At 52.2% G+C, this 22,805-nt stretch carries 23 protein-coding genes and 1 other RNA gene; 9 read left to right on the top strand and 15 right to left on the bottom strand.

Going from position 1 to position 22,805, the window contains the following annotated elements:
- Window positions 1-5: 5 nt before the first annotated feature.
- Window positions 6-290 carry a chorismate mutase gene (locus ABJM21_RS11115; protein ID WP_348301085.1) on the bottom strand — a complete coding sequence of 95 codons (285 nt, stop codon included), beginning with the start codon at window positions 288-290 and terminating at the stop codon, window positions 6-8.
- A 129-nt stretch (window positions 291-419) separates the two neighbouring features.
- Between ABJM21_RS11115 and ABJM21_RS11110 the strand changes: the two genes are divergently transcribed.
- Both ABJM21_RS11110 and ABJM21_RS11105 read left to right on the top strand, forming a co-directional pair.
- Window positions 420-1,433: a polyprenyl synthetase family protein gene (locus ABJM21_RS11110; RefSeq protein ID WP_348301086.1), complete on the top strand. Its 1,014-nt coding sequence runs from the start codon at window positions 420-422 to the stop codon at window positions 1,431-1,433.
- 26 nt (window positions 1,434-1,459) lie between these two features.
- The gene (locus tag ABJM21_RS11105) at window positions 1,460-1,738 is read left to right on the top strand and encodes an NADH dehydrogenase ubiquinone Fe-S protein 4 (RefSeq protein WP_348301087.1); all 279 of its coding nucleotides are present in this window, start codon (window positions 1,460-1,462) and stop codon (window positions 1,736-1,738) included.
- Here ABJM21_RS11105 and ABJM21_RS11100 read toward each other — a convergent pair.
- From ABJM21_RS11100 to ABJM21_RS11085, 4 genes are all read right to left on the bottom strand, one after another.
- Entirely contained in the window at window positions 1,731-2,231 is a 501-nt protein-coding gene (locus ABJM21_RS11100) for an NUDIX hydrolase (RefSeq protein WP_348301677.1), read from the bottom strand. The genes ABJM21_RS11105 and ABJM21_RS11100 overlap by 8 nt on opposite strands.
- A 32-nt stretch (window positions 2,232-2,263) precedes the next feature.
- Window positions 2,264-2,950 (bottom strand): hypothetical protein, encoded by a 687-nt coding sequence (locus tag ABJM21_RS11095; protein ID WP_348301088.1) that lies wholly within the window; start codon window positions 2,948-2,950, stop codon window positions 2,264-2,266.
- Window positions 2,950-3,717, bottom strand: coding sequence for a TPM domain-containing protein (locus ABJM21_RS11090; protein WP_348301678.1), 768 nt, complete (start codon window positions 3,715-3,717; stop codon window positions 2,950-2,952). The genes ABJM21_RS11095 and ABJM21_RS11090 overlap by 1 nt, the downstream gene beginning before the upstream one ends.
- Window positions 3,718-3,783: 66 nt before the next feature.
- On the bottom strand, window positions 3,784-4,374 hold the full coding sequence (locus ABJM21_RS11085; protein ID WP_348301089.1) for a LemA family protein: 591 nt from the start codon (window positions 4,372-4,374) through the stop codon (window positions 3,784-3,786).
- 143 nt (window positions 4,375-4,517) lie between these two features.
- Between ABJM21_RS11085 and mscL the strand changes: the two genes are divergently transcribed.
- The gene (gene mscL / locus ABJM21_RS11080) at window positions 4,518-4,937 is read left to right on the top strand and encodes a large conductance mechanosensitive channel protein MscL (RefSeq protein WP_348301090.1); all 420 of its coding nucleotides are present in this window, start codon (window positions 4,518-4,520) and stop codon (window positions 4,935-4,937) included.
- Window positions 4,938-5,010: 73 nt separating this feature from the next.
- Window positions 5,011-5,391: a transfer-messenger RNA gene (ssrA, locus tag ABJM21_RS11075) on the top strand.
- A gap of 44 nt (window positions 5,392-5,435) precedes the next feature.
- Here the strand turns inward: ssrA and ABJM21_RS11070 are convergent.
- From ABJM21_RS11070 to ABJM21_RS11050, 5 genes are all read right to left on the bottom strand, one after another.
- Window positions 5,436-5,666, bottom strand: coding sequence for a hypothetical protein (locus tag ABJM21_RS11070; RefSeq protein WP_348301091.1), 231 nt, complete (start codon window positions 5,664-5,666; stop codon window positions 5,436-5,438).
- A 102-nt stretch (window positions 5,667-5,768) separates the two neighbouring features.
- Window positions 5,769-7,031 carry an N-succinylarginine dihydrolase gene (locus ABJM21_RS11065; RefSeq protein ID WP_348301092.1) on the bottom strand — a complete coding sequence of 421 codons (1,263 nt, stop codon included), beginning with the start codon at window positions 7,029-7,031 and terminating at the stop codon, window positions 5,769-5,771.
- 5 nt (window positions 7,032-7,036) lie between these two features.
- Entirely contained in the window at window positions 7,037-8,053 is a 1,017-nt protein-coding gene (locus ABJM21_RS11060; RefSeq protein WP_348301093.1) for an arginine N-succinyltransferase, read from the bottom strand.
- Window positions 8,050-9,258 (bottom strand): hydrolase, encoded by a 1,209-nt coding sequence (locus ABJM21_RS11055; RefSeq protein ID WP_348301094.1) that lies wholly within the window; start codon window positions 9,256-9,258, stop codon window positions 8,050-8,052. The genes ABJM21_RS11060 and ABJM21_RS11055 overlap by 4 nt, the downstream gene beginning before the upstream one ends.
- Window positions 9,259-9,328: 70 nt before the next feature.
- Window positions 9,329-9,733 (bottom strand): hypothetical protein, encoded by a 405-nt coding sequence (locus tag ABJM21_RS11050; RefSeq protein ID WP_348301095.1) that lies wholly within the window; start codon window positions 9,731-9,733, stop codon window positions 9,329-9,331.
- A 196-nt stretch (window positions 9,734-9,929) separates the two neighbouring features.
- Between ABJM21_RS11050 and ABJM21_RS11045 the strand changes: the two genes are divergently transcribed.
- Window positions 9,930-12,035 carry a malate synthase G gene (locus ABJM21_RS11045; protein WP_348301096.1) on the top strand — a complete coding sequence of 702 codons (2,106 nt, stop codon included), beginning with the start codon at window positions 9,930-9,932 and terminating at the stop codon, window positions 12,033-12,035.
- On the opposite strand, the gene rsmA is transcribed toward ABJM21_RS11045, so the two are convergent.
- From rsmA to lptD, 4 genes are all read right to left on the bottom strand, one after another.
- Entirely contained in the window at window positions 12,032-12,826 is a 795-nt protein-coding gene (gene rsmA / locus ABJM21_RS11040; RefSeq protein WP_348419753.1) for a 16S rRNA (adenine(1518)-N(6)/adenine(1519)-N(6))-dimethyltransferase RsmA, read from the bottom strand. The genes ABJM21_RS11045 and rsmA overlap by 4 nt on opposite strands.
- Before the next feature lie 32 nt (window positions 12,827-12,858).
- On the bottom strand, window positions 12,859-13,854 hold the full coding sequence (gene pdxA / locus ABJM21_RS11035; RefSeq protein ID WP_348301098.1) for a 4-hydroxythreonine-4-phosphate dehydrogenase PdxA: 996 nt from the start codon (window positions 13,852-13,854) through the stop codon (window positions 12,859-12,861).
- 11 nt (window positions 13,855-13,865) lie between these two features.
- Window positions 13,866-15,221, bottom strand: a complete 1,356-nt coding sequence (locus ABJM21_RS11030; RefSeq protein ID WP_348301679.1) for a peptidylprolyl isomerase — start codon at window positions 15,219-15,221, stop codon at window positions 13,866-13,868.
- 108 nt (window positions 15,222-15,329) lie between these two features.
- The gene (gene lptD, locus ABJM21_RS11025) at window positions 15,330-17,555 is read right to left on the bottom strand and encodes an LPS assembly protein LptD (protein WP_348301099.1); all 2,226 of its coding nucleotides are present in this window, start codon (window positions 17,553-17,555) and stop codon (window positions 15,330-15,332) included.
- A gap of 263 nt (window positions 17,556-17,818) precedes the next feature.
- On the opposite strand from lptD, the gene ABJM21_RS11020 reads away from it, so the two are divergent.
- The 4 genes from ABJM21_RS11020 (at window position 17,819) to ABJM21_RS11005 (ending at window position 22,281) form a co-directional block, all read left to right on the top strand.
- Window positions 17,819-19,276, top strand: a complete 1,458-nt coding sequence (locus ABJM21_RS11020; RefSeq protein WP_348301100.1) for a leucyl aminopeptidase — start codon at window positions 17,819-17,821, stop codon at window positions 19,274-19,276.
- A gap of 25 nt (window positions 19,277-19,301) precedes the next feature.
- Window positions 19,302-19,739 carry a DNA polymerase III subunit chi gene (locus ABJM21_RS11015; RefSeq protein WP_348301101.1) on the top strand — a complete coding sequence of 146 codons (438 nt, stop codon included), beginning with the start codon at window positions 19,302-19,304 and terminating at the stop codon, window positions 19,737-19,739.
- 104 nt (window positions 19,740-19,843) lie between these two features.
- Entirely contained in the window at window positions 19,844-20,266 is a 423-nt protein-coding gene (gene ndk, locus ABJM21_RS11010; protein WP_348301102.1) for a nucleoside-diphosphate kinase, read from the top strand.
- A gap of 134 nt (window positions 20,267-20,400) precedes the next feature.
- Window positions 20,401-22,281, top strand: coding sequence for a CshA/CshB family fibrillar adhesin-related protein (locus tag ABJM21_RS11005; protein ID WP_348301103.1), 1,881 nt, complete (start codon window positions 20,401-20,403; stop codon window positions 22,279-22,281).
- Here ABJM21_RS11005 and ABJM21_RS11000 read toward each other — a convergent pair.
- Entirely contained in the window at window positions 22,278-22,745 is a 468-nt protein-coding gene (locus tag ABJM21_RS11000; protein ID WP_348301104.1) for a nuclear transport factor 2 family protein, read from the bottom strand. The two genes, ABJM21_RS11005 and ABJM21_RS11000, sit on opposite strands and share 4 nt — an antisense overlap.
- Between the last annotated feature and the right edge of the window lie 60 nt (window positions 22,746-22,805).

The raw sequence follows: 22,805 nt of genomic DNA, 5'->3' as shown, positions 1-22,805 counted from the left end.
GTGGATCAGGCAGACTCTTCGCGAATCTGTTCGTGGTGGCGGATGACTTCATCGATGATGAAGCGCAGGAACTTTTCGGAAAATTCGGGATCAAGATTGGCGTCGCTAGCAAGTTGTCGCAAGCGAGAAATTTGTTCCTGTTCGCGCGAAGGATCCGCGGGAGGGAGGTTGTTTTCAGCCTTATACTCGCCAACGGCCTGCGTGACCTTGAACCGTTCCGCCAGCATGAATACTAACGCGGCGTCGATATTGTTGATGCTTTCGCGATATTGCTTGAGCTTTTGGTCCATGGATAGTCGCCTGATTTCCGTAATTGATTCGCCCGTTGATAGACTTGCCCGCAAGTTTTGCAAACTTCACCTGCTGATGCTTTGATTTCACTTGCCTTATTCCGGTTCCCTTGCCACATCGCATGCAATATGACCGCAACTGTCCACCATCTGGGGCGTGAAGCCACTCCTTCGCTAGAACCGCTCATGGAACTCGTCGCTAGTGACATGAATCAGGTTAACAGTGTGATTCTCGATCGGATGCAGTCGGAAATACCTCTTATCCCCGAGTTGGCAGGCCATTTGATCGCCGGCGGCGGCAAGAGAATGCGGCCTATGCTGACATTGGCGGCTGCCAAATTGATCGGTTACGAAGGCGACCGCCATTTCAAGCTGGCTGCAGCGGTGGAGTTTATTCATACCGCCACCTTGTTGCATGATGATGTGGTTGATGGTTCCGATCTTAGGCGCGGCAAAACCACCGCTAATCTGGTCTTTGGTAATCCGGCTACCGTATTGGTCGGTGATTTTCTGTTCAGCCGGTCTTTTGAACTGATGGTGGAAGACGGCTCGCTCAAAGTTTTGAAAATCCTGTCCAGCGCGTCAGCGATCATTGCAGAAGGCGAAGTCAACCAGCTGACTGCGCAACGCAAGATCGACACCAGTGAAGATCGTTATCTTGATATTATTGGATCAAAGACAGCAGCGCTTTTTGCAGCCGCCAGCCGGATTTCTGCTGTCGTTGCGGAGCGGGATGAAGAGACAGAACTCGCGCTCGATTCTTATGGCCGCAACCTTGGTATCGCTTTTCAGTTGGTGGATGACGCAATCGACTATTCTTCCGACAGCGAAACTATGGGCAAGGATGCCGGTGATGATTTCCGTGAGGGTAAGGTGACTCTGCCGGTAATATTGGCTTATGCTCGGGGTAGTGACGAGGATCGCAAATTTTGGAAAGACGCGATTATCGGACATAAAGTCTCGGACGATGATCTTGCTTATGCAACCAGTCTGCTCAAAAAAACTGGGGCTATTGATGATACAATCTCGCGTGCGCGGCACTATGGTCAACGGTCGATTGATGCGCTAGGTGCTTTCCCATCAGGTAAGGCGAAAGCGGCAATGACCGAAGCGGTTGAATTTGCGATTTCACGGGCTTATTGAGGCGATCATCAACAAAGGAAAATGTGATGGCCGCACGGATTTATCAGAACCCCATGAATGCTATGCAGTCGGGCAGGGCGCTGACCGACAAATGGATGCTGGAATTTGAACCATCCGAAGCCCGCAAGGCTGATGCGCTCACTGGTTGGGCAGGGTCTGGTGATACACAACGTCAAGTGCAGATGAAGTTTCCAAATGTTGAAGCGGCCAAAGCCTATGCAGACAAATATGGGATTGCTTATTCCATTGTACCTACGCCTAATAAGACGCTCAAAATACAGGCTTATGCGGACAATTTTAGATAAACTTTACTAGATTTGAAAGCATCAGCAGTCGCACGTCAATCCCAATATCATTGTTGCGTTTCTGTTCGATAAACCCATTCAACTGATCCAACGCAACGCGATGTACAGTGATATTCTCACCATCGACGCCGCCACCATCTCCTACTTTGGTCAAACCTTTAGCCTGGAATAGCGAAAAACTCTCTGAAACCATTCCGGGAGAGGAATAATATTGCCCGCAATCTTCCATTATCTCAGCGCGATAGCCCGTTTCTTCTTCCAACTCGCGGATTGCCGCCAGCGACGCGTCTTCATCACTATTATCGTCGTGATCGCCGACAAGTCCGGCCGGTAGCTCGATGCATTTTTTGCCAAGCGGTACGCGATATTGTTCCACCAGCAAGACATGGCCTTGGTCAATGGCCAATATCACAGCAGCCCTGATGCCGCGGCTGCGCGAGACATATTCCCAACGACCTTGGCGTTTGGCCGTAATGAAGCGGCCTTCCCACATGGTTTCGACGGGAGCGTCGGAATCTACTGTACTCAAATCTCGATCAACCGGTCTGGCAATTCATTCGGATTATTGTCGGTCTTGGGGAAATGCTCCTTGAGCACCACGCCGACATGGCGCACTGCTGCTGCCATGCCCTCGCCGGGGCGGCCTTCACGGACTTCATCAATCAACGCCACCATAGCTTCGCCCCAGACTTCCGGTGAGACCTTCTCTGCAATGGCTGCATCGGCAACAATTTCTGCGCGATGCTCTTTCAGAGAAACGTAGATTAAAATTCCTGTCAGTCCCACCGTCCGGCGTTCTGCACCCACCTTGAAGAAATCAATCGCCCGCCTGCGCACACGGCGCTGTTTGGTGCTCTTGGGCGTGACCAAGAGCCGAAGCGGCATCCAGGCAAAGAGGTAGCGCATGATAAGGAACAAGGCGACGCTGGCAATGAAAAGCACTGCCATTTGCTCACCCGCTGTGGTGAAGTCCTGCTCCCAACCGCCGAAGAGGCCCATGATTATGGTTTGATAGAAGGCGGGAAAAATTGCGAGGGAGGACAAGAATAAAAAGGTGATCCCAACGGCCCATTGCAAGCCGGCATCATGATATTTATCTGATAGATCAGTGACTATGGTAACAATCTCACCATCGGTCGATTTTTCTGCCTCACCGACTGCTTCGGTGACAAGTTTGTGATCTGCTTCAGAAAGCTGGTTTACTTTTTTCATCACCACCCTCCCGATGCGCCGCCGCCGCCAAAGCTGCCGCCACCGCCGCTGAAGCCGCCACCGCCAAAGCCGCCACCGCTACTAAATCCACCGCCGGAACTGCCCCATCCGCTGGAGCCGCCTCCGCCCCAGATAACGACTGGGCCAGCACCACCACGATAACGTCTGCCGCCTCGTGAATTGGAGATGGACATCACAATAATAACAATCATTACAATAATCCAGAATATCGCCAGACCGCCTTCGCCTTTACTGGATTGTTCGCGTTGTTGAACGACCGCCTGTGAAGCAAATGCACGCGCTTCTTCTTCCGGCAGTGTCAATTGGGTTGATATCCGATCTACGCCAGCGTTGATTCCAGCCGGCATGTTGCCATCCCGAAATCGGGGCAGGATATCATTTTGAATGATCATGCTCGACAGGGCATCGGTCATAATGCCTTCAAGGCCATAACCAACCTCTATACGGACCTTGCGATCATTGGGGGCCACCAGCAATATCGTGCCATTGTCTTTTTCGACCTCACCGTCACCATCTTGTCCAATGCCCCATGTCCGGCCCAGCTGATAGCCATAGTCGGCAATATCATAGCCTTCCAAATCAGAGACCGTTGCGACGACCAATTGACGGTTTGAATTTGTCTCTAATGCTTCAAGCTTGGCCGTGAGCGCAGCTTCCTGCGCAGCATCAAGCAGATTGGCCTGATCGACGACACGGCCAGTCAGGTCAGGGAAATTTTGGGCGGCGGCTGATCCATTAGGGATCATGATCGCCAAGACCAAAGTAGCCCAAATGGCTGTGAAAACGCTGTGGGGGAAACTACGCATTGTCGTTTAGAACGCTACACTTGGCGCTTCATCCGCACCTTCGGTTGTCGCCGTAAATGGTTCCATCGGTTCGGCACCGTGAATAATTTTGGCGCCAATTATATCAGGGAAGGTCCGGATCGTTGTGTTATATTGCCGGACCGCTTCGTTATAGTCGCGGCGTGCCACATTGATGCGGTTTTCGGTGCCTTCAAGCTGGCTTTGCAGAGCCAGGAAGTTTTGGTTGGATTTAAGATCAGGATAAGCTTCCACGGTGGCCAATAGGCGGCCCAGGCCCTGTGAAAGTTGGCCTTGAGCGGCAGCAAACTCTTGAATTTTAGAAGCATCGCCCAGATCATCGGCGCTGACTTGGATAGATGTAGCTTTTGCTCGCGCTTCAACCACGGCAGTCAATGTATCCTGTTCCTGTGCAGCAAAGCCCTTCACGGTCTCAACCAGATTGGGAATCAGGTCAGCACGGCGTTGATAGGTGCTTTCGACATCGGCCCATTTGGCCTTGGCCTGTTCTTCCGCTGTCGGGACGCTGTTAATGCCACAGGCGCTGAGCGCTAATGCCAAAACCGGTACCATCAAAAATTTACTTAACTTGCCACGCATGTCGATTTTCTCCCACGTTCAGATTGGTCGCCTCATCAAATGTAAAAATAGGTACGAAAACGGGCAAATGCAATGACTTCCCTCGACAAATCAGAGGTTATCAGGCATTTAACCATCATCTTACGGGGAAGAGGAGTATTGCTATGTTTGCAGAATTTAAAGATTTTATACTGAAAGGCAATGTGCTGGACTTGGCAGTTGCGGTCATTATTGGTGCCGCCTTTGCAACAATTACGACATCATTGACCGAAGATGTGATTATGCCGATCGTTAGTGCGATCTTTGGCACACCGGATTTCACGACGATGTTCATACTGCTCGGTACACCGCCAGCGGAACTAGCCGGTTCAACCGACTATGCAGCGCTGAAAGAGGCGGGCGTCCCTATGTTGGGCTGGGGTCAATTTCTGACCGTTGTGATCAACTTTGTCATCCTGGCGTTCATCATCTTCATGATAGTGCGTTATGCTAACAAGGTGATGAAAAAGGCTGAAGAGGAAGCTCCTTCCGGCCCAAGCGAAATAGACCTGCTGACGGAAATTCGGGATAATTTGAAAAAATAATTCTAAATCAATAGCTTAAGCGCTTTTTTGATGGGCGTGGATAGAGATATCCGCGCCCATTTTTTTGTGTCATTCTCTTTTCATTCAGGATTAAGCGCCTATATAGGACCTGTCTGCTTCGGCAGTCTATGGTGATAAATTGTGATGTGCAATAGGCACAACGGACCCGGGGGCGGTACCCGGCGGCTCCACCATTTTGGATGTTTTTACAGCATCTTTGTTGATGGGGCCGAACTAGGATCGACGTGTGTTGAAAAGCATTATTTTTACCCGGCCTGAGTATGCCGTGATTGCTCAAAAACTATAAGTGCAAACGATAATGAAGCACTCGCAGTAGCGGCTTAAGCCAACGACCTCACGGTTGTAACTTAAGAAGTTAAAGCGCGGTTGGACCCACCGGGCAACAGAAGGGATACCGGCGGCCTGGGGGTGCCGAGCAACAGAAACCCCCACTTCCCAGAAATCTTCGTAGAACGCTGAGATGTAAAAGAAGGACTGTTAGTAGTCCGGCCCATAAGCGTTGCGATACTCGATCGCATCGAGCATCTTGGCTCCGGCCATGAAAACTGCGCCAGTACAGGCTAGAAATAACAACTTTCCGCCAAAACCGGGATATTGCATCAAATAGTCCTGACCTCTCGCCACAGCGCCAGTCGCCAGTGCATAGATAATCAAGAACGCTTCAAACTTGGTTTTGACAATGAACAGCCGTTTGAATTTTTTCCACATGACAATTGCTTAGCAAGGCCTATGCCAAGCCCAGAAAAGTCGGAGTTTCGCGCATAGCAACATAGTTAACTGTAAGTTAACTCGACAGTTGGGGCTTGGATTCTAGTTATCGAGATCCGTCAAGGCGCATGTCTCTAAAAGCGCTCTGCGGGCTTTCTGGATTTCCACAAGCAGACCGGCATCGGTTAATTGATCGGGCATGATGGTTTGCGGCCAATATCGTTCTACCACTCCAGCAATTGCGTCCAGCTTTGATGGTGTTGCCATGAAGCGCTGATCCACCAGTGTTGGATCGGCAACGACGCGCAGACGCAAGCAAGCTGGGCCACCTCCATTGGCCATGGATTGACGCACATCGACGGGACAGAGTTTGCGGATTGCACTGTTGCCAGCCACTAGTTCTTGTAGATAGGACCAAACCGTTTTCGTCTCTTTTGCTTCGGTCGGTAAAATGAGAGCCATTCCGCCATTGTCAGGCAGCGTGACAAGCTGGGCGTTGAACAAATAGGATTTGATCGCATCGGCTAGACTGACTTTGTCTGCCGGGACGGTGATAATCTCTACTTCTGGGAATTTGCGACCGACTTCTGCGTAAAACTCTTCCCGTTGTTCAAACGCTTCTTCATGCGCGAACAGCACTTGTTCGTTGGCAACGGCAACCACATCATTGTGAAAGGCGCCAGCAGCAATTGCTCTGTCAGATTGCTGTGCAAAGATCACACGATCGTCTTGCAAACCATGCTTCCTTGCTACTTCTTTGCTGGACTCGACATGCTGCCGTGCAGGGAAGGGGCCTCCGGTTTTGCCGTAGATGAATATCTCGACCCCAGCCTCTCCATGAGACCGGCACAATCGCATATGGTTGGCTGCGCCCTCGTCACCAAAGGGAGAGGGTATCGGCCCATGGACTGCGAAATGGTCCTGATGGCCAAAGGCTAGTCGCAATTGCGCCAATGTACCCGGCCATTCATGGCTGCGGTGCGGCATGGTTTGCAGGTTCGCAACCGTCATATGGCATTTGCCATCTGCGCTATCCGGAGCAGGGGATATGGTCGCCGCATTGGCCGCCCACATAGAGGAGGCGGAGTAGGCGGCCGCGCGAATATGCGGTTCTGCCTCTTTTATCTTCGTTCCAAGGGTATCAAGCCAGCCGATATTAGGCCGGTCGAGCGGCATGAAAAAGCCCTGCGCCAGTCCCAGATCAATATTGTGTCGCATCTTGGCGATACCCTGAAGCGAGGCCTCGCGTGGGTAGGACGCCTCTCCGGCATTGGTTGAGGACGCGATATTGCCGAGACTGAGGCCTGCATAATTGTGACTGGGACCGATAATCCCGTCGAAATTGATTTCCTGAAGCTTCGTCATTTTAATTACCTTGGAATGTGCCGGATTGTATCGCCGACTGCGAGACCGAGATTGGCTGCGGCATCTTCATCAATCGTCACACCTCCTTCCGCTTCACCGATAAAGGCGTAGGTGGCTTGAAAATCATGCAGCTTCCCACAGGAGATAATCGACTTGATGCCAGCACCGGAGGCTGTGATCCCCGCAACTTCGTCAGACTTGGCGTTCTTCACGCTGGAGACCTGGTCGGTCTTGGCAATCATCGTCGGGCCACCGTCAAAAATATCAACATAGCCATCATAGGAAAAATTCTCATTCTCCAGCATTCGCATCGCTGCCCGGCCATTGGGGTGCGGGATGCCAATGGCGGCACGCGCGGTTTCGCTTAGCATTGCCGTGTAGATAGGATGTTTGGGCATCAGGTCAGCTATAAATTGGTTGCCGTGAATGGCGTTGAAATAATCCGCTTCCTGAAAGCCCATGCCGAAAAAGCGTCCAGCGAGCCCATCCCAAAAAGGGGAACCGCCAGCTTCATCAATGACACCGCGCAATTCCGCGAACAACCGATCGCCAAAGCGTGAGCGATGCTCCTTGATGAACAAATAGCGGCTGCGCGCCAGCAACATACCCAGCCCACCAGCACGTTCGCCGGGATGAAGGAATAGTCCGCCGACTTCGCTAGCGCCCTCGAGATCGGTGACCAGCGTCAGCATTTGAGCGCTAAATGTCCGATCCAGTTCCTTGCTGGTTTGTGACAAAGTGCTGAGGCGATAGGAATAAAAGGGCCAGCTTTGCCCGACCATCGTGAAGAGCTGCGATGTTCCGCGCACCGCGCCGGTTTCGACATTTTCCAGCACCATAACGAACAGGTCATTGCCATGCTCTTCGGTATTCCGGTCATAGGCCTTTGCCGAGCGCCCCAGCTTTGCCGTCAAACTATCCTTGTCGGCCGGCAGATTAGTGAACCCGCCTCCGGTCAATTTTGCCATTTCGTAAAGATGTTGCAGATCGTCAATGCGCGCGGCCCGTATCTTAAAACTCATAATCCCCCCTTGTCGGCAATTCGCATGATTGTAAGTGCCGATAGCTGCGTGCGTTCGATCAGACTGTCGCTGATCAAAAATTCATCGCTGCTGTGAATGGCACCGCCGCGCACCCCCATTGTGTCAACGACAGGTACACCGCAAGCGGCAATGTTATTGCCATCGCACACCCCGCCGGTTCCGCGCCAGTTGATATCCAGTCCGAGATCAGCACCGCAACTTTTGACTAGATGGAACAGCTTCTCCGCTTGTGGGTCAATCGGCTTGGGCGGACGGCCAAAGCCGCCATGGCAATGCACGTCGAGATCATGACTGCGGGCGATAATGTCGACCAGATTATCGAGTGTATTCTGTGCCTCTTCCTGATCTGCCAGCGATTTGGGCCGGAAATTCACCCGCAGGATTGCATGATCGGGAACCGCATTATTGGGGCCGCCGCCTTCAATCTTAGCTGGGTTCACGCTCAGGCCTTCCCGGTGCAGGGCTTTAAGCTGCAACGCCATATCTGCCGCCGCAACCAGCGCATTACGACCTTCATCGGGATTGCGGCCAGCATGGGCGCTTTTGCCGGTAAAAATGATCGAAAAATTACCGCTGCCGCCGCGTTCGCCCGCCAATGTCCCATCGGGCAAAGCAGGTTCGTAGGTGAGGGCCGCGACCTTACCCTTTGCACAGCGTTCGATCAGCGCAGCAGAGGAAGCAGAGCCCACTTCTTCGTCGCTGTTGATCATGATGTCATAGCCGATACGGCTGGCCTGTTCGCTTTGCTCCAGCAATTGCAATGCGCCAAGCATGACGGACAGTCCGCCTTTCATATCCGCAACGCCGGGGCCATTGAGCACGCCCTTTTCAATCCATTCGAGCTTTTGGAAAGGATGATCGGCGGGGAATACTGTGTCCATATGGCCGGTGAGTAATATCCGCACCGGCGCTTCGGGGCGGATGGATCCATGAAGATGCTGGCCGCGCTGGACCTGATCGACAGAGCCATCGGGTCGCACGGCCTCGACGGGGTCGGGATCAACCAGTTTGATATCACCTGGCAAAACAGAAAATGCATCTGTCAATTGTCCGGCAACGGTTTTCAGGCCATCCAGATTGGCGGTTCCACTATTGACCTTGGACCATGTTTCCGTGCGTTCCAGCAACGACAAGCCTTCGGCTGTTTCCAAAATAGTGCTTTCGGGGAGAAGATTTGCTTTCATTTGAAACTGATAGCATTTGTAATCAATCGCTGTCACCTGTTTCCAGCAACGCGGAGGCACATCACAAAATTCAATATCGTGCGTCTGCGATCAGGGCATTGACGCCCTGATGAATCTCTTCCCAAAGCGCGCGCTCTTCCTGCTGCGCTTCGGGAATGGTTGCGGCAATGACATGCACCGCGGCATCGACCAACCCGCTGAACCAATTGCTCTCAACATGCAGGGTCTCTTCGTGGTGCGGAACTGTACTGCCAAACATGATGCGGATTTCCTGCGGGCTTTCGAGCCAGTTCATCAGGCAGTAAACGACGCTTTCGACCATTTCCGCCTCTAGCTTTACCGTGTTGCCTAAACCATGCTCGCGAAAGGAAGCGCGGGCGTCTGGATGTAGTTCATAATAACGTTTCATCACTGGATCAGTAATATCGCCGAGCTCGTCAGCCGCCCGTTCAAGACTAGTTTCAAGTCGCTCCATTTTTGTATCTCGGTCCATAGATCGAGATTTTTGAACCATCGATCCTCGATCGGCAAGGATTAGATTTCGATCATTTACAAAATCCGCGTCACCAGCCATAGGATGCGACCGATTCCTCCCCGGAACATTTGCTTTTTTGCGCTCAGATGATGATGTCCGGGGCGTGCTGTGCTTTTTGTGAAAAGAGGAACTATCCATGTCCGAATATGTCAGTCAAAACGGTATCCAAATTTCCCCGTTGCTGTTTGATTTTATCAATGACCGTGCTTTGCCGGAAACTGGTTTAGATCAAGGGCAATTCTGGTCGGGTTTTGCGGACCTTTTGGGCCAATTTGCGCCGCGCAATGCGGCGTTGCTTGCCAAGCGGGAAAAACTGCAATCGCAGATTGATGACTGGCATATCGCCAACAAAGGCAAACAGATTGATCAGGCAGCCTATCAGGCGTTCCTGAAGGAGATCGGCTATCTGGTCGATGAGCCAGCGCCCTTTGCTATCACCACCGAAAATGTTGATCCGGAGATCGCGACCATGGCGGGGCCGCAACTTGTTGTGCCGTCGTTGAATGATCGTTTCGTTCTGAATGCGGCCAATGCACGCTGGGGTAGCCTTTACGACGCCTTTTACGGCACCGATGCTCTGGATGCCGCGCCGGCCCAGCCGGGTGGCTATGATCCAGTGCGCGGTGCTGCGGTCATCAAGGCGGCCAAGGCGTTTCTGGACGAGACGTTTCCCTTAGCATCAGGGTCGTGGACAGATTATCAAGGCGGCACGCCTGCTTTGGCCGAAGCGGCGCAGTTGGTTGGACGGAACGGCGACTCTCTGCTGCTCAAACATAACGGCCTGCATGTCGAAGTTGTCATCAATGCCAATCACCCCATCGGTAAAGACGATCCGGCCCATATTGCCGATGTGCTTATGGAAGCGGCGCTGACAACGATCATCGATATGGAAGATTCCGTCGCGGCAGTAGATGCCGAGGATAAGGTGCTGGCTTATACCAACTGGCTCGGCCTGATGCGTGGCGATCTTGCCGCCAAATTCATGAAGAGTGGCAAGGAAGCCGAACGGCGCGCCAACCCGGATCGTGATTATCAGGATCTGGAAGGTGGGTCTTTCACATTGCCGGGACGCAGTCTGATGTTCGTTCGCAATGTCGGCCACCTGATGACCAACCCAGCCGTTTTGCTGGCCGATGGATCGGAAGCGCCGGAAGGCTTGCTCGACGGTGTGTTTACCAGCCTGATCTCCATGCATGATTTGAGAGGTCTTGGTGATTTGCGCAACAGCAAGGCTGGCTCCATCTATATCGTGAAACCAAAAATGCACGGACCGGAAGAATGTGCCCTGACCAATGACCTGTTCGATGCGGTCGAAGACCTTTTGGGTCTTGCCCGTAACACGATCAAAGTTGGTGTGATGGACGAAGAGCGGCGTACATCTGCCAATCTCGCAGCCTGCATCTATGTCGTGAAAGACCGGATTGTGTTTATCAACACCGGCTTTCTCGACCGTACGGGTGACGAAATTCATACCAGTATGCAGGGCGGAGCGATGGTCGCCAAGGCCGATATGAAGGCCAGCGACTGGATCCAATCTTATGAAGCGCGCAACGTCGCGATCGGTCTGGCCTGCGGCATGTCTGGCAAAGCGCAAATCGGCAAAGGCATGTGGGCAGCGCCAGATATGATGGCCGATATGATGGAGCAAAAAATCGGTCATCCGATGACAGGCGCGAACACCGCATGGGTGCCAAGCCCGACAGCGGCGACGCTGCATGCGATCCACTATCACCGGCTGGACGTGTTCGCGCGTCAGCAAGAGGTTGCTGGTGAAGGAATTCCGGCGCTAGATAAATTGCTAACCATTCCTTTGGCAGAAGGCCATAACTGGTCAGCCGAAGAAATTGAGCGTGAGCTGGACAATAATGCTCAAGGGATATTGGGCTATGTTGTACGTTGGATTGATCAGGGCATTGGTTGCTCCAAAGTGCCCGATATCCACGATGTTGGCTTGATGGAAGATCGCGCGACCTTGCGGATTTCTTCGCAGCATATGGCCAACTGGATGCTGCACGGCGTCTGTTCGGCGGAGCAGGTAGATGCGGCTTTGCTGCGCATGGCGGCAAAGGTTGATGGTCAGAATGCAGATGATCCTCTGTATCGACCGATGGCGAGTGCCCCAGAGGCCAGTCTGGCGTTTCAGGCGGCGCGCGATTTGGTGTTCAAAGGTGTCGAGCAGCCGAGTGGTTATACCGAGCCACTTTTGCACGCCTATCGATTGAAACTGAAGGCCGCAAATTAGGCGGACAGGAAGCGCGCTAGCGCAACAAATTCTTCGACACTTACAGTTTCAGGGCGCCGCGCGCCATCAATTCCAGCGGCGTTCAGGGCATCTAACCCGCGGGGTAAGCCTTTCAAACTTTGGCGCAGCATCTTGCGGCGCTGGCTAAAGGCAGTTTGCGTGAGCTTGGCAAGCACCTCTGGATTAACGCCGTCGGGTTGCGCTTTCGGTGTCAAATGCACGATGGCTGACATCACCTTAGGCGGTGGTGTGAAGGCAGAGCGGTGGACCGACATGGCGATTTTTGCGTCGCAGCGCCATTGGGCCAATATCGATAGCCGCCCGTAAGCGCTCGAGCCTTCTTTAGCGACGATCCGGTCGGCGACTTCACGCTGAAACATGAGTGTGAGCGATTGCCATGCAGGCAGCCAAGTGGGGCTGGACAGCCATTTGATCAACAGCGCGGAGCCGACATTGTAGGGCAGGTTAGACGCAATGTGAAAAGGACCATCAAACAGTTCGGACAATTCTATTTTCAAGGCATCTTCGTTGATCACTTGCAGCTGACCGGGAAAATGGTCGGACAAATCCTGCAATGCAGGTAGACATCGCTCATCCCGCTCCACGGCTGTCACTCTTGCACCAGCCTGCAATAAAGCTTGCGTCAATCCACCGGGGCCTGGACCAACTTCAAAAACTTCGCTGTCCTGCAACTCGCCCGGAACGGAAGCAATGCGGGACAATAATTGAGTATCTAGCAGGAAATTCTGACCTAGCGCCTTGTTGGCGGTCAGACCATGTTTTTTGATCACCTCCCGCAAAGGGGGCAGGGGCGGTGATGCACTCAATTGTCGTATTTCTCGCGATTGGAGACTGCGGTTACTGCCATCTCGATCGCAGCAATCATTGATCGAGGATCAGCAATATCTTTGCCAGCAATATCAAACGCGGTCCCATGATCCGGTGATGTGCGGACAATAGGGAGGCCAAGTGTCATATTGACACCATCAAAAAAATGCAGTGTTTTCAAAGGTATCAAGGCTTGGTCATGATATGGGCATAAGGCAATATCATATTGCGACCGCGCCTCCGCATGGAACATGGTATCGGCGGGCAACGGGCCTTTTACATCCAGACCCAATGCAAGAAGTTCATCAATCGCTGGCTGCATAACTAACTTTTCTTCGTCGCCGAGGTTGCCACTTTCTCCGGCATGCGGATTGATACCGGCAATCGCGATACGAGGATTTTCAATGCCGAAGTTTCGCGTCATCGCTTTAGCAGCGGACTTAGCGCGGGCGACTATAAGGGCGTGAGTAAGTTGGCCGGAAACATCTTTCAATGGAATATGTGTGGTCATTGGAATGACGCGGAGCGATGGACCAGCAAGCATCATGACCGCATTCTCGCGGGCAATTCCGCATCTTTCAGAAACGAACTCGGTTTGCCCAGGGTAGCGGAAGCCGACCTTGTAGAGTTGTGATTTGGAAACGGGTGCAGTGATTACGGCTCCGGCATCACCGGAGCGAGCCAAACCAGAAGCAATTTCCAAGGCATGCAGCGCGCATTGGGCCCCATCCAATGTAGGTTCGCCAAGACGGGTTATCTCGCCATCGTAAATGTGCAAAACGGGAAGTGCTCCATCGAAAGCAAGATTGGCTTCTGCAGGCTCGGAAATTTTAACGACTGGCGTATTGTATAGGCCATGAAAGTCGGCAAAGTTGCCGGCGACAAAAAATGGCCTGGAAGCGAAACTGTTCCGTTCCAGCCACGTTTTACAGATAATTTCAGGGCCTACTCCCGCGGGATCACCACAAGAAATGACAAAGGGTTTCGTCACCCCCGCATTCCTCAATTATACTCGATAATGGCGTCGCGACGCAGATCGCGGAGGTAAATTTGAGCACGCTTATTTACGCGTTCGTTTTCCAGTTGCGACATGATCTGGTCGAACGACGGTGCTGCTGCCGATTGTGGGTCGTCGCGGCCACAAAGAATTAGCACCCGTACCCCTTCTGCCACCGAACCAAAGGGCTGACTAGCTTGTCCGATCTGCAATTGCGCGATCGTCCCTTGCAGTGGTCCTGGAAGATCCCTCAAGCGAACTTGATCATTGTCAACAACCTGTGCCCCTATTGATGCTGCCACTTCATTGGCTGCGCCACATCCTTTGATATTTTGGGTTGCCGTTGCAAACTGAGCTGCCCTGCTTGTTGCTTGCGCTTCAGTAGTGCCGGGGGGAAAGCTGATTGCCAATTGTTTCAAACTCAAGATTGCATTGCGCGGGTCAGCGGTCAGGATCTGACGCTGATCGATAAGATACAGGATCGAAAATCCACCGGGTACTTCTATTGGCCCGACGACTTGACCAACTTGCATTTGAACAGCGGCTTCAGCAAGCGACTGCGGCAATTGGGCCGGGCGAACCCAGCCGAGATCGCCGCCGGTTGCGGCAGTGGATGCTTCCGAAAATTGGCGTGCATAGGCAACAAATGAACCACCTTGACGAATCTGGTCCAATATTTTGCGCATATTTGTTGCGACCTGCTCTGTCGCTTCTGGCGCGGCAGACATATAGATTTCGCCAATGCGATACTCGGTGCTGCCTTTGGAAGCATTGAGTCGCTCGATAATGGAATTCACTTCATCATCGCCAACATTGATAAAAGGTTGGATATTCCGACGAAGCAAACGGCTCCAAGCCAGTTCGCCTTTGATTTGGCGTTTCAACGTGTCGGTGGATGAGCCTTTGGTGCGCAAAAAAGCATCAAATGCATTTACATCTTGTTTGAAATTTTGCTGAGCGACCTGGTTAAATGTCTGCTCAATCTCGCCATTGGAAATGGTGATTTCATTGGCTTCGGCTTCCTGAATCTGAAGAGTTTCATCAATCAGGTTACGTAAAACTTGAAGGCGTAGACGCTCCCGTTCTTCGGCAGAAACTTCGCCGCCATTTGCTGCCACGATCAGGGCCAAGCGATGATCAACATCAGTGCCGGTAATGATGTCTCCGTTGACCAGTGCCGTCGCACGGCGAACATTGGGATCATTCTCGCCAAATATGGTCAATTTTTCGGGAATATCCAGTCCCGTTTGCGGCACGCTAGCGTCAGAAACCGTCTGGCTTACCGAAGGTGTAGCTGCCAATAATACGGCAGATGCAGCAATTGCAAACTTTCCGCCAATGTTGAATATTCTGGTACGCATAAAATTCATTTTTTGTTTCTTTTCAAACTCTAAGAACATTTTGAGACCATCAATTATCAAATTTCTGCTGAACCTAATATGAGCAGTCAATTGTCATCAGCAAACGCCTTACACACCCAAATTGCGTAAAGCCAGCCGGAACAGGAAAGTGCTGCCGCGTTGATCATCTCCGGTATCGTCATAATCATAACGCCAGGTCACGCCAAGAGACAGACAACCGTCATCATAAGCCACGCCAATACGATGTCGGACCGGTTCAAAACCATCTGCGGAAGATGTCGGATCTTCCCGGCTATCTGTAAGGTCAATAATCGCTGAACCAAAGACGGACCAGTACTGATCAATCTGATAACGCCCGCCGACACGCACTTCCTCGCGATCGCTAAGATCTTCAACGCCGGCGCCGATATTGCGGTTGAGTCGCAGATAACCGATTTGCGCATAGGTGTTTTTTGACCCAACCGTCGCATCAATCTCATTTCGTCTGACAGCGGCGCTATCTTTATCAAGCCGATATCGGTGGGTAAATTTCACGATATCTTTAAATCTGACCTCTGTGCGCCCAACTATATCGGAAAATCGCTCTGATAGGCCGGTTCCTTCAGGGACAATATTGCTGTTGTTGGCCAGTCGATAGCTTTGACCGACAATGGCATCGATTCTTAAATTAGGTCGTGTGAGATTCCACTCCAACCCATAGGTCGCCCGGACATTGTCTTCATAGCGATCAAAGCCTGGAAAACGATTCAGCGCAAAGAGATTAGTGTCTTCTAGGTCGACCGAGCGAGAGTCTTCATTAGGGAGAGACAGGTTGGAGATGGCGGGCGTAGCTACCACCTGAAAACGCGGGGTTAGAGTCTGCGTGCCACCAAAAGCTTGGCCAATAAATGGCCATTTCACATCAAGCGCTGCGGTAACGATACCGCGCGTTTGCCAGCCAGTGTCTCCGCGATAGATGGCGGTTTCATTAAGGGCATTATCCTCGCTATTGTAAACATCGCCGCGTGCGAAGCCGGTCAGGGTGATTTCCTGACCCATGGTTGTCAATCTGCGCAAGTCCCAGCGCGCGGAAGCAAATGCGCGTTGTGTGTCTTGGCCTTCTGTCCGCCCGATCGCGAGGCTGTTTAGCTGAATCTGAGTCTTTCCGCCCAATATCGGCTCGGCGAAACGCTTGCGATAGTCGACGACTGGTAGCGCAATTGGAACGCGGTTCTGTGGATCACCAGCGCGTAATGTTTGAAAGGCCCAGCCAGCCAGAGAAAAATAACTGCTATCGTCTATCCGCTCGACATTGATTGTTGAACGCAGGCTATCATCATCGCTGATATCATAGCGGCGCAGGAACGTGCGGTCAGAGGCAATCCGTGCAGATTGCGATATCGTCCAGTTATCATCCAGGACAAAGCGGCCGCTTGTAGCAAAATAACCTCTGAAATCCCTTTCTGAATCAGGCAAAGCGCCCGATGCCCCAGTGGGTATACGTGAGCTATAGGTAGCATAGCCCGTCATCTGGAAGGCGCCTTTATCATCCAGATTTCGAAATGTTCCGCTGATCAGTGGCGCTACCTCTGTGAAGACCTGCGCGGTAACGGTTGCATCTTGGTTGGGAGCGAGATTGAAATAATAGGGTATTGATACCGCAACGCCGTTGGTTGAATCGAATCGCAGGTTCGGCACCAAAATCCCGCTGCGGTTTTCATTGCTCACGGGGTGAGAAAGACCGGGCAGGGGAATGACCGGTAGTCCAAAAATTTCTATCCTTGCACCGTCATAGCTGACACGTTTTTTTATCGGGTCATAGCGGACTTTGACGGCCTTGATTTCCCAGCTCGGGTTTTTTGGGCAGCCATCTTCGGTTGTTACAGCGCAGGCTGTATAGGCGGCGTTATCGAGTGCCAATGAGCCATCGGCAAACCGCTCGCCTTTACGCGCGGCCAGACGGCTGCCGTCTTCCAATACCAACAGCAGATTATCAACTATACCGTCGCGCAGACTGTCAGTAAGGACAATGCTGTCACCATAAGCAGTGCCGCCATCGGGGCTTGTTGAGCGGATATTGCCTTTTGCCTCAACAACACCGGTTTTGCGATTCCAGATCACTTCATCGGACCGCAGTTTATAGCCGTCGCGGTTTAGCAGTACGTCACCCTTGGCAGTGACGACGTCATTTTCGAAATCATAATCGACCGTATCAGCGCTGAACTCGATTTCGTCAGATTTTTGAGTGGTGGATTCAGCAACAGGGGGCGGCGCATCGGGCTCTGTTTGTGCCGCCGCAATTTGCGGGTGCGCCAAGGGAAAAGCCAGAGCAATCAGTGCGATTGAAGATTTCATCGACGAGATTAACCTACCTTTGGCTTGATGAGATATTGGCGCGCTTTACATTGCTACCAACCCGACCATCGCCCTATTGCATCAGATTGCGTTTGCTGCAAATTTTCTGTTGCAGAATTTTAGCAATCCCCCAATCTGATCGATAACCGGAGTGAAATGATGATTGCAAATACAGTGCCAATCTTTCATTGATCCACCCTGAACAGATGATCAAAACTGTGAGATACAAACGCGATTGATCCATTGATAAGGATGCCTAACCCATGAAATTCACATTTGCCGCTAGCCCTTCTGCCACGCCTGATGCGATTGCCTTTGCCGTCGGCAGAGATGGTTTGGAGAGTGCCGAAATATCGGTTGAACAGGCAGTTATGGTGCGCGCTGCAGCAAAAGCGGGAAGATTTGAAGGCAAGACCGGGCAGACATTCCAGACATTTGTGACTGAGGGTGATGCCGTTATTCAGATCATCTTAACTGGTATTGGCAAAGGTGAGCGTAAAGATTGTGAAGCAGCCGGCGGGGCGGTTATTGCAAAGCTGATTGCATCTGGCGTGAAACATCTCGCCATAAACGGGGCAGGGCTCAAACAGGATCAGTTGGCGCGCCTTTTATTCGGCGCAAAGCTACGCAGCTGGAGAATCGACAAATATCGAACGACCATGCCGGAAAACGCCAAGCAAACGCTGGAAGCTGTTACCGTGCTTGATACCGACATGGAATCAGCATCGGTCTGGCAAGATCTCTCGGCCGTAGCTGACGGGGTATCGCTGACCCGCGAGTTGGTTTCGGAACCGGCCAATGTGATTTACCCGGAAAGCTTTGTCGCTCGCTGCGAAGAGCTTCAGGACATGGGTGTCGAACTTACCGTGCTCGGTCAGGAAGAAATGGAGAAGCTTGGTATGGGCGCGCTTTTGGGCGTGTCGCAAGGTTCGGTTCGCCCGCCGCGCATGCTCGCCATGCGTTGGGATGGTACCAATGGTGCGCAGAAGAAACCGCTGGCTCTAGTCGGTAAAGGTGTGACCTTTGATACAGGCGGTATCTCTCTGAAGCCGCCGGGCGGCATGGAAGATATGAAATGGGATATGGGTGGTGCTGGTGCTGTTGCTGGCACGATGAAGGCACTCGCTGGCCGTAAGGCCAAGGCGCATGTCGTGGGTATCTGCGGCTTGGTTGAGAATATGCCCGATGGCAATGCGCAGCGCCCTGGCGATGTTGTGACGAGTATGAGCGGTCAGACAATCGAAGTCATCAATACGGATGCGGAAGGACGGCTCGTATTGTGCGATGCGCTGCATTGGACACAGGAGACTTTTGAACCCGAAGTGGTGGTCAATTTGGCAACGCTGACCGGAGCGATCATCGTGTCTTTGGGCAACGAGCATGCAGGTTGTTTCAGCAATGACGACGGTTTGTCTGATAATCTGCTCGCCGCTGGTACAACCGCTGGTGATCCGCTTTGGCGCTTCCCGTTGACGGCCGCTTATGACAAGCAGATCAACTCGCCAATTGCCGATATGAAAAATGTTGGCGGTAAAGGCGCGGGATCAATCACCGCTGCACAGTTTTTGAAGCGATTCATTAAAGACGGCGTCAAATGGGCGCATCTTGATATTGCCGGTATGGTTTGGGCCGATAAGCCAGGGGCTGTTTGGGATAAGGGTGCAACCGGTTTTGGCGTGCGCTTGCTGGACCAATATGTCGCCGACAATTTCGAGAAATAGGCCAACTATGAGGATAATCTGACCGGTGCAGGTCGATTTTTATCATTTGACCCGCGATCCAGCGGAAAAGCTGGTGCCCATATTGGCCCAGAAAACCCTAGATGGTGGGCAAAGGATGTTGCTGGTGTCCAGTTTCGTCGGCCAGCTCGAAAAGCTGAGCAAGTCTCTATGGCAGGTGAGTTCGACAAGTTTTCTTGCCCACGGTCTGGCCGGAAACGGGAAGGATGAAGCACAACCCATCTTGATTTCCGGCAAATGTGAAGCCACCAACGGAGCGCGGTTTGTCGCCCTGACCGATGGCGAATGGCGGGACGAGGCTTTGACTTTTGACCGTGCGTTCTATCTCTTCACTGCCGAACAGATCGACAATGCCAGAACCACTTGGCGCGCGTTGTCGGCCAGGGATGATGTGACGCCCCGCTATTGGAAACAGGATGGCGGTCGCTGGGTCGAAGGACCATAGGGCTATAGCTCGCGTCTCAATGCTTGCCATGTTGCAATGCAGCGGCTAAGGGCGGCGCAATTGTGTAACAAACCCCATTTTCATCTTATTTACGGAGCAAAATCATGGCCGGTACACGGACATTTTCGATCATCAAACCTGACGCTACCAAACGCAATCTGACCGGTGCGGTCACCAAAATGCTGGAAGACGCTGGCTTGCGCGTTGTCGCTTCCAAGCGCATTCACATGACCCGCGATCAGGCGGAAGGTTTTTATGCAGTTCATAAAGAGCGTCCGTTCTTTGGCGAACTGGTTGATTTCATGATCAGCGGCCCGGTCGTTGTTCAGGTTCTGGAAGGCGAAAACGCCATGCAGCGTAATCGTGACATTATGGGTGCCACTAACCCTGCAGATGCCGCGCCTGGCACGATCCGTAAAGAACTGGCTGAAAGCATCGAAGCGAATTCAGTTCACGGTTCTGACAGCGATGAAAATGCAGCGATCGAAATCGCTTATTTCTTCAATGAAGATGAGATCGTAGGTTAGACTTACGCTGATTTAGTGACTGTTTTTCAAGGCTTTCACGGAATTTTAAGCATGATCTGCTAACCCGCAATTCGATCACTGGCACGGGAGTGGGAAATCCGGTGCCGGATGATCGGAATTGTGGGAACAGACCAGTGCAACACATCATCAAGCATTTCATGCTGATCATGATCTATGCTGCCGCTGCCGTCAGTTTTGGCGGCGGCACAGCCGTGGCTGCAACTTGCTCACCTGCTGGGGCGCAAGGCGCGGCTCCGGCGGCTTGGCAGACCTATTGTTGGCTTGATTTCTCAACTTATAGTGACACTACAGCTCGCTCTGCGTTGGGGCAGAATTTCTCTTTCGATCTAGACGATGGATCGACGCTGACCTTTAATCTCAGGGCAACAAGCTCGACAGCATCAGCTGCTGACGACAGGCCGGCACCCAGCTGGTCCGGAGCCGCAGTGGGTAACTCATCCTTTCTGAACATTCCCGGACGCCCCATTCTCTACATGGTGAACAGCGGTGCTTTGGTGAATTTTATCTTTTCGAATATCACCGTTATTCCGCCTCCGGGCGTGGCATCGGTGAGCAGTTATGCATTTGTTGCCGCCGATGCGGAATCAACAGATAACAGCGAATATCTAGAGTTCGGCACAAATGGATCGACCTGGCAAATATTAGATGCTGTGCCTCCGATCAGCGGCAATCAGTTTCCGGTCTTGACCGGAACAGGTACAGCGACGTTGCGCATGGCTGGTGGCGGGCAAACCGGCCGTATGGGCGGATATATTGCCGGCACCAATACGCCAACCAATGTGACTGCTGAAATGCGAGGGCAGGGATTGCAAGGCATGATGTTTGCTGTGCGCTTCGCCTCGATAACTCTTAACAAGGTTATTACCGGGTCGCGGATTGATGCCGATGATCAGTTTACCTTTCAGATTACATCTACTTCTTCCGGTGACGTGCTGGCATCTGGCACGACCAGTGGCACCGGTAATGGTCCATTCCCGGCGGCTGTGATATCAACAGCATCAGGTATTCCGATCAGTCTGACAGAAGTCATGGCGAGCGGCAGTGCCAGCGCGATAAACCAGTATCGCTCACAGCTGACCTGTGCGAATAATAGCAGTGGTTCGCCAACGGTGATGCCGACAAACGCTGAAACAACAAATTATAGCTTTGGATCCTTGGCTTTTGGTGATGCTGTCGAATGCGTGTTCAACAATACACCCTTTGCGCACCTTTCGTTGGAAAAGCAGTTGGGCGCAGCAGGCCGGATATTTGACAGTGATGAATTCCGAATTCGTATTAGAGAAGGCAGTAGTACGGTTGCGGCGAGGACAACGACCGGTACGGGAGCGGTTGTTAGCAATGCTCCTATAGCGATGACGCAATTGGTTGATGGAAACAGCTACCAAGTCGATGAACTGGCGCGGGGAACAACCGATCTCAGCCGATATACCGCAACACTATCCTGCACCAACGCCAATTCGGGTTCTTCGACAATATTGCCTAGCAGCTTGGGAATAGATTTCACGCCGGCAATTGGCGATGTGATAAGCTGTATCATTACCAATACCCGTGATCCCGCCAATGCGGTGCTTGAGATCAGCAAGCAATCGATGGTACTTTCCGATCCTGTAAACGGTACTTCCAATCCCAAAGCCATCCCCGGAGCCGTGATTCGCTACACTATCGAAGTGACGAATAGGGGAGACGCACCGGTCGATACTAGTACCATTGAAATTGCCGATGTTCTGCCGCCTTATATTAGCTACAACGCTTCGGCGCCCGTCACATTTTCTGATGGCCCAGTATCAAGCGGTTTGGACCCGTTTGATGCGACGACGATGGTCGATTTTTCCGACCAACCATCTGGTGGAGCGCCATATAGCTATGCGCCGAATATAGCAGGTTTTGATTCGAACGTGACAGGCGTGATTGTCAATCCAGCCGGTATTTTGGACGCCTCTACGGGAAGTAGTAGTCCCAGCTTCACCATCAGCTTCGAGGTGCGCCTGGACTAACTGTTCGGATTGGCTTCATCGTAGCGTTCCCAATCATGGACTGCCTCGCGCCGGACAATGATCCATTTACCATCCCGCTTTTCAAACTTGTCGCAATAGCGGCCGGCAACAATCCAGTCGGTAGCCTTGCCGTTAGTTGGCACGGGTTCGAAATCTGGCGTGCCTTCCTCGACATAGTGATAAGCAACAAAATTTGCCTCGGTAGATGCGCTTGTCCCATCAACATCAAAAGTGAAATGGACGTTGGAAATGGAATGGTGTGTGGCTGGTACTTTCTTTAGGATCTCGCTTGCAAAACCGACAAACTCATCCGGTGGTCCAGAATAGTCGCCATGATTGTGGATATGATCATCGGCGAAGCAGGATCTCACCAGAGGCCAGTCTTTTCGGTCGATTCCCTTGCAATAACTGTGCAGTAAATCGCGAATTTCTTCCCGTGCGATAAGCTCTTCAACCTTGTCCATGCCGCTCTCCCTCATATTGTTAGGCAAAGGGATTAGCATGTGCTGCTAAACCAAGGATAG

It is taken from the genome of Parasphingorhabdus sp., assembly GCF_039977335.1.
Taxonomy (GTDB): Bacteria; Pseudomonadota; Alphaproteobacteria; order Sphingomonadales; family Sphingomonadaceae; genus Parasphingorhabdus.
Note: the sequence above shows the minus strand (reverse complement) of the source record. Positions and strands in the feature narration are given on the sequence as shown.